We start from the raw sequence: 13,146 nt of genomic DNA, 5'->3' as shown, positions 1-13,146 counted from the left end.
TTTATGATTTAAGTCATTTTTCATTGTTTGAGTTTAAACTAAATTGCAAAATAAAACATCATGAAAACTTTGGAACATATATCAGTAAAAGACATCATAAACGAAAGCTTACAAAAAGGAATTTCATATCAAGACTATCGTGCATTGGTGCATGATTTAGTTGAGAAAGAATCAAATTCTGGTGATGAAAAAACGGAAGCGCTAGCAAATTATACGATGCTTAATGATCGTCGAATGAAACGTTGGGACAAGACAATTAAAGTATCCGAAGAGATTAAAAACAAAGTTTTAAATTTTAAAGGCCATGTCACTTGGCTTGTGATTACCGAAAGTTGGTGTGGTGACGCAGCTCATGTAATTCCAATATTGAATAAAATGGCTGAGTTATCAGATAATATCGATTTAAAATTAGTTTTTAGAGATGAAAATGAAGGGTTGATGGATCAGTTTTTAACCAATGGTGGACGAGCAATCGCGAAGTTAATTATGATTGATAATACATCAAATGCCGTTGTAAATACTTATGGGCCAAGACCAACAGAGGCAACAAATATGGTTAATGCTTACAAAGCAGAACATGGATCATTAACGCCTGAGTTTAAAGAAGATTTACAAGGTTGGTACAATAAAAATAAAGGGCAAAGCATTATTGAAGATGTTATGGCATTATTAAACCTTTAACCTTTCCCTTTAAAATAATAGGTAATTGAACCAATCTGACTTTTGGTAGTTGCATCAGATGAAAAAATTGCATTTTCAGCGTATTCAATGGCGTGATCAATCAAACATTGATTGTCAGAAGATGATGATGAATTAATATAAGTATCTGTCACAAGTCCGTTGCTATCAACAGTTATATTGACAACTATTTTTCCAGTCACCTCGCACAAATAAACAGGAGGAGGTAATTTTACTTTGCTTCTATTTCTTAGTGAGAATGACACACTACTACTTCTATTAGCTTTTGTGTCGTCATCACTTTTTTTGTTTGAATGCATAGCTAAAATATCGTTAGCTTTATTAAACGACTGACGTTCTTTTTCTTGTACAGCAAAGGCTTTTGAGCTATTATAATCAGAATTAGAAGTTATCACATCATCTGTAGTTTTCGAGGTTTCATCAAAAGATTTCTCATCTATTTCAGTAGTTTTTTCAAAGTCGTTAGAAGATACCGATTTGAAATTTTGCATCATTTCTTTGAACTCTTGGTCTTCATTAAAAGCTTCATTTGTATTCGTTTTTGAAGCTTCTTTAGCAAGAAGTTTGTCTTCAAGAGCTTTTAACTCTTCTATTGTTTGAGGTTCTATTTCATAATAACTTTCCGTGATAAACTCTCCTGCTTTTTTTATCTGGAGACTAAACATAGCAAGTACAACAGTCCCAGAAATTAAGAGTGTAATAAGCAATGCTTTATGTTTATCTAAGAGATTCAAATAGATTAATGTTTAGTTTTGGTTTGTATATGATATACGTTAAGATAACTAATTTAGATTAAAAGCGATTGAAATGGTGTTCTATTGAACTTTGAAAGTTAAGCTAGTTTAGCAATAAAATCTTCTGGAGACATGGCATTATCAACATGAAAATCACCAATTTTAGTCCGTCTTAATACTGAAAGGTGACCTCCAGACTGTAGTGATTTACCAAAATCGTGAGCCAATGATCTAATGTAAGTACCTTTGCTACAAACGACTCTAAAGTTTATGTTATTACCTTCAATCTTAGTGATTTCAAATACTGAAATACTAACGGTTCTTGATTTGATGTCTACTTTTTCTCCAGCTCTTGCAAATTCATATAACCGCTTTCCATCTTTTTTTATAGCCGAAAAGATTGGAGGAAACTGTTCAATGCTTCCAATGAATTGTTTGGTAGTGTCGTGAATTAATGCTTCTGTGATGTGTTCTGTTGGAAAAGTATGATCTATTTCTGTTTCTAAATCATAAGAAGGTGTTGTGCTTCCAATGACAAAAGTACCAGTATATTCTTTATCCTGACCTTGAAACGTATTGATTTGCTTAGTCATTTTCCCTGTGCAAATAATCAATAATCCAGTAGCTAAAGGGTCTAGAGTTCCTGCATGACCAACCTTAATTTTTTTAATATTGAAGGCTTGTCTAATTTCCCATCGTAATTTGTTTACGGCTTGAAAGGACGTCCATGTTAATGGTTTATCGATAAGTAAAACTTGTCCAGCTTGGTAGTCTTCTTTAGTAAACATAGATTTAAGTTGAAGCAATATAAATTGCGATTAAACCAACGACTACACAGTACATAGAGAAGTAGATAAGTTTACTTTTCTTTACTAAGCTTATCATCCATGTGCAAGCAAACAATCCTGAAATAAATGCAGCAATAAACCCAACGCTTAATGAGGTAAAATTTCCACTATCATAAGTGAGTTCACCACCAATAATGTCTTTAGCTATTTTTCCAAAGATTAAGGGAACAACCATTAAAAATGAAAATCGAGCAGCTTTAGTTTTATCATTTCCAAGTAGAACAGACGTAGAAATCGTGGCTCCAGATCGCGAAATACCTGGAAGCATTGCAATGGCTTGAGCAAAACCAATGACTATGGCATTCCTAAAGGATATGTTTTTAGTCGTGTTTTTGGCTTTATCTGCTAGATATAAGAGTAGTGCAGTTAGAATAAGCATAAAACCTACTAGCTTAATATTACCACCAAATAATTCAGATAATTCACTTTCATAGGTATACCCAACTATTGCAGCAGGTAGCATAGATACTGCTATTTTGGATGCAAATTGAACATCGTCATTCCATTGAAATTTTAAAACTCCTTTTAAAATAGACCAAATATCTTTTCTAAAGACTACGATAGTACTTAAAGCTGTTGCAAAATGTAAAACAACTGTAAATAATAAGCTTTCTTTTGGGATGGATTCATCACCAAGAATAGCTTTGCCTAATTCTAAGTGACCACTAGATGATACAGGTAAAAACTCAGTAAGGCCTTGAATAATTCCTAATACAATTGAATCAATAATATCCATGTGGCAAAAGTATCAAAATAGATGTATGAAAAGCGAAAAAGAAAAGAAATTTATGGTTAAGATTTTGAATCCTTATTTGGATTTAATAAAATGGCATACACCTGAATTCCGAAGCCAATTAATACTAAAGCTGGTGCCAATCGAATACGTCTCCAACTAAATATAGAAGGATCAAATACATTGGGATCATCGCTTCCGCCTCCAGACATTAAAATAAAACCAAGCGCAATAAAGCCTAAACCAATAAGCATAAACTTGTAGTTTTTCTTTCCGAATATAAATTCGTTGTTACTTGATTCTTTGCGTTTTTGTTCTCCCATGATTAAAATATGCTGTAAATATATAAGAAATTTTAGTGCAAATTCTTAATTAAATATTAATAGTACAATTGATCTGTTTTCAAATTCAAGAAACGTTGTGTCGCAATAAACGTGCTTATCCAAGTAATTAATACACCCAATAAAAAGATACCAACAAATAAACTTCCGACTAATATAGGATTCTGTATGAGTTCCAATTCAGGAAACATAAGATCTAAATAATACAAAACAATTCCCATTCCTATTAAAGCAACAATGGCTCCAATCACACCCAATTGTACACTTTTAAAAACAAATGGTCGTCTAATAAAGGTTTTAGTAGCACCAACCATTTGCATGGTTTTAATAATAAATCGTTTAGAATACACTGCTAATCGAATCGAACTATTAATCAATAAAACCGCAATTAAGGTAAATATAGCACTTAGTAATAACACCCAAAACGTAATTTTCTTAACGTTGTTATTCATGAGTTCTACAAGGTCATTATCGTAAGTGATGTCTTCAATAAACTTTTTATTCGCTAATTCTTCAGTAATGCCATCAAGTGTTTCATTGGTAACATAATCTGCTTTCAGATACACATCAATTGAGTTTTGCAACGGATTATAACCTACAAAGTCCATAAAGTCTTCGCCAGTTTCTGCCTTCATAAGTTCGGCAGCTTGCTCTTTTGAGACATATTCTGTCGATTTTGAATATTCAGCCATTGCTAAAGTATTCTCTAATTGGTCAACTTCAACTTGCTTAGCAGAATCATTCAAATAAATTGTTACCACAACTTGTTCTCTAAAATGATCAGCTACTTTTTTTGCATTCAATACCAATAAGCCTAAACATCCTAATAAAAATAGGACAAGTGCTATACTAACGACTACTGAAAAGTAAGACGTAATTAATTTTCGTTTTTGATATCTGTCAAAAGATGAACTCATATAATTATGGCATTGATGATGTAAAAATATAAAAGAAATCGCTTTGTATAATGTTTACAACGCTTAAACTTTCAATTGTGTTGTAATACCTTTAAATTTGCGGTCTAAATTTGAGGAAAAATAATGAGTTATCATTTTAACGAGATAGAAGCCAAATGGCAAAAGTATTGGGAAGATAATCAAACGTTTAAAGCTGAAAATAAAAGCGATAAACCTAAATATTATGTGTTAGATATGTTTCCTTATCCGAGTGGAGCAGGTTTACATGTTGGTCATCCATTAGGTTATATAGCAAGTGATATTTATTCGAGATACAAACGTCATAAAGGTTTTAACGTCTTGCATCCTCAAGGTTATGATAGTTTTGGTTTGCCTGCTGAACAATATGCAATTCAAACGGGTCAGCATCCTGCAGATACTACAAGAGTTAATATAGAAGGCGGCGTTGATAAAGCTGGAAATGTGATCGAAGGCTATAGAAAACAGTTAGATCGTATCGGATTTTCATTCGATTGGTCTCGTGAGGTTAGGACTTCTAATCCTGAATACTACAAATGGACGCAATGGATTTTCATTCAATTATTTGAATCTTGGTATAACAACGATCGTAATCATGCTGAACACATTGATACGTTAATTTCAAAGTTTTCTGCGGAAGGAAATACAACGGTTAATGTCGTTTGCGATGATGATATAAATGAATTTACTGCGGAAGAATGGAATGCTTTTTCTTCTGAAGAACAACAAGAGATTTTATTAAAATATAGATTAACGTATTTAGCTGAAACTGAAGTGAACTGGTGTCCAGCTTTAGGAACGGTTTTAGCAAATGACGAAATTGTTAATGGTGTGTCAGAACGTGGAGGACATCCAGTAATGCGAAAGAAAATGACCCAATGGAGTATGCGGATTTCAGCATATGCTGAACGTTTGCTTCAAGGTTTAGATACGATTGATTGGACAGACTCATTGAAGGAAAGTCAGCGTAACTGGATTGGTAAATCGGTTGGAGCTAGTGTAACATTCAATGTTATTCCATCTGTCACGTCGAGCGCAGACGAGACGTCTCATCAAATCGAAGTCTTTACCACAAGACCAGATACCATTTACGGAGTCTCATTCATGACCTTAGCTCCAGAACACGAACTCGTGTCACAAATTGTGACAGATGAACAAAAATCTGAGGTTGAAGCCTATATTGAAGCCACTGCAAAACGTAGTGAACGCGATCGTATGGCTGATGTAAAAACTATTTCAGGTGCTTTTACTGGAGCTTATGCTGAGCATCCTTTTACAAAAGAACCCATTCCAATTTGGATTGGTGATTACGTGTTAGCTGGCTACGGAACAGGAGCAGTCATGTCTGTGCCTTGTGGTGATCAACGCGATTACGATTTTGCGAAACATTTTAATATTGATATTCCTAATATTTTTGAAGGTGTAGATATTTCTGAAGAAGCCTTTGCTGCGAAAGACAATGTGAAAATTGCGAATAGTGATTTCTTAAACGGAATGAACTACAAAAAAGCGACCAAACGTGCCATTTACGAATTAGAACAATTGGGTCAAGGCGAAGGTAAAACCAACTACAGATTGCGTGATGCAGTATTTTCTAGACAACGGTATTGGGGCGAACCGTTTCCAGTGTATTATGTCAATGGAAAACCACAAATGATTGATAAACAGCATTTGCCTATCGTCTTACCAGAAGTTGAAAAATACTTACCAACCGAAACAGGCGAACCACCTTTAGGTCGTGCAGATGTTTGGGCTTGGGATACGAATACAAATACAATAGTCAGTAATGATCTTTGTCACACTGTCTCGTCGAGCGCAGTCGAGACGTCTCAAGACAACGGAATTTACCCACTAGAACTCAACACCATGCCAGGTTGGGCAGGAAGTTCTTGGTATTTCTTCAGATATATGGAAGACGCAGCCAATAGAGGCGAAGCTTTTGCAAGTGAAGAGGCTCTTAACTATTGGGAAAATGTTGATTTATACATTGGTGGAAGCGAACATGCCACAGGTCATTTATTATACTCACGTTTTTGGGTGAAGTTTATGAAAGACAGAGGGTTTGTGAATGTTGAAGAACCTTTTAAAAAGTTGATTAACCAAGGGATGATTTTGGGGACTAGTGCTTTTGTTTATAGAGTAAAGTATAACGTAAGTGCTTTAGGACATTATGAAAAGGGAGAAAACGAAAAACAAGAAAATTATATTGATGAAATTAAGAGTATTTTACCATCAATATATGTTTCGGATAATATTTTTAAAGGAAAATCACTTATTGAGTTAGATGAATTTTTTAAAGAAAACTATTCTAATAAGTATATAACTAAAGAGGTTTTAGATAAAATTGAATTATTTAAAAAAAATGATAGTTCACTTTCAAGCATTAGTATTCATGTTTCTAATATAGATAAATTACACGTAAAGGTTCAATACGTTAATGCTTCAGATGAGTTAGATATTGAAGGATTAAAAAATGATGGAGAATTTGGAGAAGATTTTAAAGATGCCGAATTCATTTTAGAAGATGGCGTTTACAAAGTAGGTCGTGAAGTCGAAAAAATGTCCAAGTCCAAATACAACGTTGTCAATCCAGATAACATTTGCAAACAATATGGAGCCGACAGCTTACGTCTTTACGAAATGTTTTTGGGTCCATTAGAGCAAGCAAAACCTTGGAATACTGCTGGTATTACAGGAGTGCATGGCTTCCTTAAAAAACTTTGGAAACTCTATGTTGGTGACAACGGTTTAAATGTCAACGATACAGAACCTACAAAAGACAACTTAAAGACACTTCATAAAACCATTAAAAAAGTAGAAGACGATATTGAGAATTTTTCATTCAATACTTCTGTGTCAACATTTATGATTGCAGTCAATGAGTTAACTGCTCAAAAGTGTAACAGTAAAGAAGTTTTAGAACCTTTATTAGTAGTATTATCTCCTTACGCGCCACATATAGCAGAAGAGTTATGGAGTAAACTTGGTAACAACGAATCGATTTCAACAGCAGCTTTTCCAGTATTTGATGCAAGTCATTTGGTAGAGAGTAGCAAAAATTACCCAATATCATTTAATGGCAAAATGCGTTTCACATTAGAATTACCATTAGACATGAGTAAAGACGATATTGAAAAAACGGTTATGGCTCACGAAAAAACCATAGCACAATTAGATGGTCGTACTCCTAAAAAAGTAATTGTTGTTCCAGGTAAAATTGTCAATATTGTAGGATAATGGTACAACTAAAAAAGCTAAAGAGAAATGATAAGATAGGCTTGTTCTTCTTTGTAGCTTTTGTATTAAGCACGTCCTTAATCTATTTATTTGAAGAACGTTTTGATAAAAATGTTTGGAGTACTCAGCCTTCAAAACGTCATCAAATGGTAGATCATATAATTGAATCACAGATGTTACTAGATAAAACTAAAGATGAGGTCCTTTTTCTTTTAGGAGAACCAAATTCAAGCTTTTCAGAAGAGAAATATATTTTCCTTTATAGACTAGGACAAGCACCAAGTTTTTTTGAGTCAAATCGAGAGCAACTGCTTGTCGCATTTAAAAACAATAGGGTGTATAAGGTTTCTTTGGCAACAGAATGATAATTTAAATTATAGTAGCTTCTCGATACAAATTGTTCATGCTTCACAATTCACTCGAATAGACGTGAGTTGATTATTAGATTAACGTCAGTTCGAGTGATTCGACGCAGGAGAATCGTATCGAGAACAGTTCTTCAAAAATTAAAAACTTCGCATTTTAAAGTCCTTAATTTGAGGATTTCATAAAAATTATCAAGAACTGAAAATTCAACAAGTTCACTTTAAATTTTCATCGTATTTTTCTTTCGGTAACCATTAAACAAATCAACCTATGATCATCGGAGTTCCTAAAGAAATTAAAAATAATGAAAACAGAGTTGGAATGACTCCTGCTGGAGTTTTCGAATTAACTAAAAATAATCACAAAGTATTTGTGCAAAAAAATGCAGGCTTTGGAAGTGGTTTTTTAGATCAAGATTATAAAGATGTTGGTGCAATAATTCTAGAGACCATTCAGGAGGTATATGCATCTAGCGACATGATCGTCAAAGTAAAAGAACCTATTGAAGAAGAATATCCTTTAATTACTTCAAAACATGTCGTTTTCACCTACTTTCATTTTGCATCAAGTGAAATTTTGACAAAGGAAATGCTTAAAAACAAATCGGTTTGTATTGCTTATGAAACTGTAGAAGATAAAGATGGTTCATTACCTTTATTAACACCAATGTCTGAAGTTGCTGGACGTATGGCAATTCAACAAGGTGCTAAATATTTAGAAAAACCAATCAAAGGACGAGGCGTTTTGCTTGGAGGTGTTCCTGGTGTTCCGCCTGGAAGAGTTTTGGTTTTAGGTGCTGGAATTGTTGGAATTCAAGCCGCTAAAATGGCAGCAGGTTTAGGAGCACATGTGACCATAATGGATATCAATATGAAACAATTGAGATATGTCAATGATGTGATGCCAAACCACGTTGTTACTGAGTTTTCTAGTGAGTATAATATTAGAAAACGTATTAAAGATCATGATTTAATTATTGGAGGTGTATTGATAAAAGGAGCAAAAGCGCCAAAGCTTATTACACGTGATATGTTAAAAGAGATGCGACCTGGAACTGTGGTTGTTGATGTTGCTGTAGATCAAGGTGGTTGTATAGAAACGACCAAGGCGACGACTCACGAAGATCCAACTTATATTATTGATGATGTCGTTCATTATTGTGTGGCGAATATGCCTGGAGCAGTTCCATATACTTCAACTTTAGCGCTTACAAATGTAACTTTGCCTTATGTATTGCGACTTGCAAACTTGGGATGGCAAAAAGCATGTGAACAAGATGAAACTCTAGCAAAAGGCTTAAATATTGTTAAAGGTAAAATTGTATATGAAGAAATTGCAGAAGCATTCAATTGGAATATTGATGCGATGTAATCAAAAAAGCATGTCATAAAATGTACTGACATAATTTCCTACACTAAAATTGGCTCACTTTTTGTTATCTTTAAATTATAAATTTTAATACTAATATTATGAGTGGAATGATGGGATACTATATACTAATTGGAGCTATAGCTTTAGTTAGTTGGTTAGTGAGCAATCAATTAAAACGAAAGTTTACCAAATATTCTAAAGTGCAATTAAGAAATGGCATGAGTGGAAGAGAAATTGCTGAAAAAATGCTGGCAGATAATGGTATAGGTGATGTTGAAGTGATTTCAGTGTCAGGTCAATTAACAGATCATTACAATCCGAAAAACAAAACAGTAAACTTAAGTGAAGCTGTATATAATCAAAAAAATGCAGCTGCAGCAGCTGTAGCAGCTCACGAGGTTGGTCATGCCGTTCAACATGCAACTGCTTACAGTGCATTAGGAATGCGTTCAGCTTTAGTACCAATTGTTAGTGTCACTTCTGGAATGTCTCAATGGTTAGTTATTGGTGGTTTAGTTCTTGGAGCTGCTGCTGGTGTTGGAATGGGTTATTGGGTCGCTGTTGCTGGTTTAGTATTTATGGGATTTGCAACCTTATTCAGTTTTATAACCTTGCCAGTCGAATATGATGCAAGCAATAGAGCACTTGCTTGGTTGAAAGCAAAAAACATGGTTACACCAGAAGAATATAAAGGTTCTGAAGATGCCTTGAAATGGGCAGCAAGAACCTATTTAGTTGCCGCAATTGGAGCACTTGCTTCATTATTGTATTGGGCACTTCAAGTGTTTGGAGGTCGAGATTAATATTATATAAAAACCAAATAATGTAAAAAACATTATTTGGTTTTTTGTTTTTCAATGTCATCGTAATATTGCAATATTACGATGACATTTTTTTAAAATGAGTATTTCCGAAAGTAACTCACACAGTATATTTAACCAATTATTAAGGTCGAATACATTAATTCTCCGACTTTTTTCTTACATTCATTTTCTAATGAAACAATATAGTTATGGAACATCAAATTCAAGAACGTGTCTTACTCAATGAACTATCTGAAGTAGATCGTGTCGCATTTTATAAAAAAACGTATAGCCATGTCGCTGGAGGTGTACTCGTTTTTATCCTCTTTGAATATTTGTTATTGCAAAGTGAAACCATAGTTGATTTTGCATTATCAATGACTGAAGGGTATCGTTGGTTAATCATGCTTGGTGGATTTATGTTTGCTACCAATTACGCTGAACGAATGGCATTAAATTCACCAAATAAAGGCACTCAGTATTTAGCTTACGGACTTTACATTTTAGCCGAAGCTTTTATTTTTGTACCACTTATTTATATTGCTGCATTCTATATGGAATCTGGTCCTGAGATTTTAAATCAGGCTGCTATTGTGACTTTAGCGTTATTTACAGGATTGTCGGCAGTTGTGTTTCTAACGAAGAAAGATTTTTCGTTTTTGAAAACAGGATTAACAATAGGTTTTTTTATTGCTATAGGTTTAATTATTGCAGGAACGCTTTTCGGATTTAATCTCGGCTTATGGTTTTCTGTTGCCATGTGTTTATTAGCTGGTGGATCTATCTTATATCAAACCTCTAATTTGATAAATAAATATACTACCGAAGATTATATACCTGCTGCCTTAGGCTTATTTGCATCATTAATGTTGCTATTTTGGTACATACTAAGTATTTTTATGTCTAGAGATTAAACAGAATCAATTATATATGAAAGCATCCAATTTGGGTGCTTTTTTATTTATATATAACTCCACTTTAAAAAACCATTACTTTACTTAGAAATAAGAGGTGCTTCCTTTTTTTGATAATGTCCATCGTTGTTATTTGTGTAATTTTATATGACGCAGTAATTTAAAATCATTAATTTTAATAACCACTAACCATTTAAGTCATTTTGAAGTATAAGATATCGCTAATTTTTACGCTTAGTTTTTCTTTGTTTTTGTTTTCACAACAAGAAACAAATAAACTAAATAAAGCGGCAGATTCCATAATTCAGAATTTAGATAAACTACAAACGAATCAAGAACGAATTAGTAATTTAACTGGATTTGCTGGAAAATATAGATATGTTACTGACACCAAAAAGTTACTTGATAAAGCTTTAGAAATTTCAACCGATTTAAATCAAAAAGAATTTTTAGCGCAATCGTATTATTCACTTGGAAACTATTATTACTTCAATTCTGAATTAGATTCCGCATTAATATATAATGAAAAGGCTAATGATTATTTAAAAGATGGAGATTTCCATTTTTTGCAAGCCAAAATTCTAAATTCAAAAGGCACTATTTATCGAAAAAAAGGAAATGTTGTTTTAGCAATTTCTACAATGCTAGAATCAAAAAACTTAATGGATAAGATAGATACTTTGACTTTTACTGAAGCTGAAAAATATCAATTTAAAGGTCAGAATTTAGTGTTAAATAATTCTTTAGCAAATTTTTATAATCAAATGGAAGATTATGAAAAGGCTTTCATTTATTACGATAATGCCTATGAAGCTGCTTTAAAGCTTAACGCTATTGTAAATGCTGGTGTAATTATTTCTAATAAAGGCGAGTCATTTTTAAATTCAGGACATATTAATGAAGCTATAAGTGCATCAGAGCGAGGAAAAGAATTAAAAATTGAAGGAAAAGCACATCCCAGATTAATTGCTAATTCCGATTTAAAAATTGGTCTTGCTTATTCAAAAAATGGTGAATATGTTAAAGCATTACAGTTTCTAAATAATGCTCATGATTATTATGTCGATAATCAACTTGATGGTAAACTTGCCTTAGCATTAAATTATAGAGGAGAATTGTTTTTAGAACAAAAAGACTATCTCAACGCAAAAAGTGATTGTGAATCTTCAAAAAAATTAGCAAAAGAACAAAGCGATTTAGAAGCGTATATGAATGCTTGTAACTGTTTATATAAAACCAATAAACAACTAAATTTGATTGAAGCCTCACTCATTAATCATGAAGATTACCTCAAAGCCAAGGACTCACTTTTCAATGAGAAAAATATAAAAAAGCAAACCCAACTCGAAATGGAATATGCATTTAAAGTTGAACAAGATTTACAAAAACTTGAAGCAGAAAAAAATGAGAAACAGCGTAAATTGTACTTGTCTTTTGCAATAATAGGTTTGATTATCGCATCGTTACTAACATTTTTATATTCAAAAAACCGGTCTAAAAGTAAATTGTTGGCAACTCAAAAAAACTTGTTAGAAAAAACTGTTGGCGAAAAAAACATGCTGCTTAAAGAAACGCACCATCGTGTTAAAAATAGTTTTCAGATTGTGTCTGGATTACTGTTCTTACAATCATCCACTATAAAAGATAAAGCCGCTTCAAAAGCATTGCAAGAAACACAAAACAGAATTAATTCTATGGCTGTTTTGCATCAAAAATTATATAAGCAAGATCACACGTCTGGAATAGATTGTAAAGATTATATCACAGCTTTAATGACTGATATTTTGTCATCTTATAGTCTTCCGAATATCGAAAAAAAGCTAATGGTCGAACCTATAATTATGGATATTGAAGTAGTGACATCATTAGGTTTAATTATTAATGAACTGGTTACTAATAGTTTGAAGTATGCCTTTTCAGATGAACAAACCAATAGCTATATCGAAATTTCATTGAAAAAAAACAATGACGATGTTGTTTTAGAAGTTATTGATAATGGCAATGGTATTTCAGAAGGTAGCGATAAAAAAGATACACTTGGCTTATCCTTAGTCAGAGATTTGTCAGAAAAAATAAACGGAAAAATTAGTTTCGAGTCGTTACAAAATACAGATCCAAAAGGTACAAAAGTGAGTATAGTTTTAAACGAAAGTGATATATTATAA

12 protein-coding genes are annotated in these 13,146 nt (G+C 32.9%); 7 read left to right on the top strand and 5 right to left on the bottom strand.

Going from position 1 to position 13,146, the window contains the following annotated elements; all coding sequences use genetic code 11:
* The first annotated feature begins 60 nt into the window (after positions 1-60).
* A complete protein-coding gene (locus tag MUN68_RS15260; protein WP_249993331.1) occupies positions 61-681 on the top strand; it encodes a thioredoxin family protein in 621 nt (206 codons plus the stop codon).
* Here MUN68_RS15260 and MUN68_RS15255 read toward each other — a convergent pair.
* The 5 genes from MUN68_RS15255 to MUN68_RS15235 all read right to left on the bottom strand — a co-directional run bounded on the left by MUN68_RS15255 (position 678) and on the right by MUN68_RS15235 (position 4,272).
* Positions 678-1,433: a hypothetical protein gene (locus MUN68_RS15255; protein WP_249993332.1), complete on the bottom strand. Its 756-nt coding sequence runs from the start codon at positions 1,431-1,433 to the stop codon at positions 678-680. The genes MUN68_RS15260 and MUN68_RS15255 overlap by 4 nt on opposite strands.
* Positions 1,434-1,531: 98 nt before the next feature.
* On the bottom strand, positions 1,532-2,221 hold the full coding sequence (truB, locus tag MUN68_RS15250) for a tRNA pseudouridine(55) synthase TruB (protein ID WP_249993333.1): 690 nt from the start codon (positions 2,219-2,221) through the stop codon (positions 1,532-1,534).
* 4 nt (positions 2,222-2,225) lie between these two features.
* A complete protein-coding gene (locus tag MUN68_RS15245; protein WP_249993334.1) occupies positions 2,226-3,017 on the bottom strand; it encodes an undecaprenyl-diphosphate phosphatase in 792 nt (263 codons plus the stop codon).
* A 56-nt stretch (positions 3,018-3,073) separates the two neighbouring features.
* A complete protein-coding gene (locus MUN68_RS15240; RefSeq protein ID WP_249993335.1) occupies positions 3,074-3,337 on the bottom strand; it encodes a DUF3098 domain-containing protein in 264 nt (87 codons plus the stop codon).
* 56 nt (positions 3,338-3,393) lie between these two features.
* The gene (locus MUN68_RS15235) at positions 3,394-4,272 is read right to left on the bottom strand and encodes a cell division protein FtsX (protein ID WP_249993336.1); all 879 of its coding nucleotides are present in this window, start codon (positions 4,270-4,272) and stop codon (positions 3,394-3,396) included.
* A 123-nt stretch (positions 4,273-4,395) separates the two neighbouring features.
* On the opposite strand from MUN68_RS15235, the gene MUN68_RS15230 reads away from it, so the two are divergent.
* The 6 genes from MUN68_RS15230 (at position 4,396) to MUN68_RS15205 (ending at position 13,146) form a co-directional block, all read left to right on the top strand.
* A complete protein-coding gene (locus MUN68_RS15230) occupies positions 4,396-7,527 on the top strand; it encodes a leucine--tRNA ligase (protein ID WP_249993337.1) in 3,132 nt (1,043 codons plus the stop codon).
* Positions 7,527-7,892 carry a hypothetical protein gene (locus MUN68_RS15225; RefSeq protein WP_249993339.1) on the top strand — a complete coding sequence of 122 codons (366 nt, stop codon included), beginning with the start codon at positions 7,527-7,529 and terminating at the stop codon, positions 7,890-7,892. Before MUN68_RS15230 ends, MUN68_RS15225 begins: the two co-directional genes overlap by 1 nt.
* Positions 7,893-8,163: 271 nt before the next feature.
* Positions 8,164-9,264 (top strand): alanine dehydrogenase, encoded by a 1,101-nt coding sequence (gene ald / locus MUN68_RS15220; protein WP_249993341.1) that lies wholly within the window; start codon positions 8,164-8,166, stop codon positions 9,262-9,264.
* Between the two features lie 107 nt (positions 9,265-9,371).
* Complete coding sequence (locus MUN68_RS15215) at positions 9,372-10,067, top strand: zinc metallopeptidase (RefSeq protein WP_249993953.1); 696 nt, start codon at positions 9,372-9,374, stop codon at positions 10,065-10,067.
* A gap of 209 nt (positions 10,068-10,276) precedes the next feature.
* On the top strand, positions 10,277-10,981 hold the full coding sequence (locus MUN68_RS15210; RefSeq protein WP_249993343.1) for a Bax inhibitor-1/YccA family protein: 705 nt from the start codon (positions 10,277-10,279) through the stop codon (positions 10,979-10,981).
* Between the two features lie 203 nt (positions 10,982-11,184).
* A complete protein-coding gene (locus MUN68_RS15205; RefSeq protein ID WP_249993345.1) occupies positions 11,185-13,146 on the top strand; it encodes a tetratricopeptide repeat-containing sensor histidine kinase in 1,962 nt (653 codons plus the stop codon).

The sequence above is a fragment of the Psychroserpens ponticola genome (genome assembly GCF_023556315.2).
Taxonomy (GTDB): Bacteria; Bacteroidota; Bacteroidia; order Flavobacteriales; family Flavobacteriaceae; genus Psychroserpens; species Psychroserpens ponticola.
Note: the sequence above shows the minus strand (reverse complement) of the source record. Positions and strands in the feature narration are given on the sequence as shown.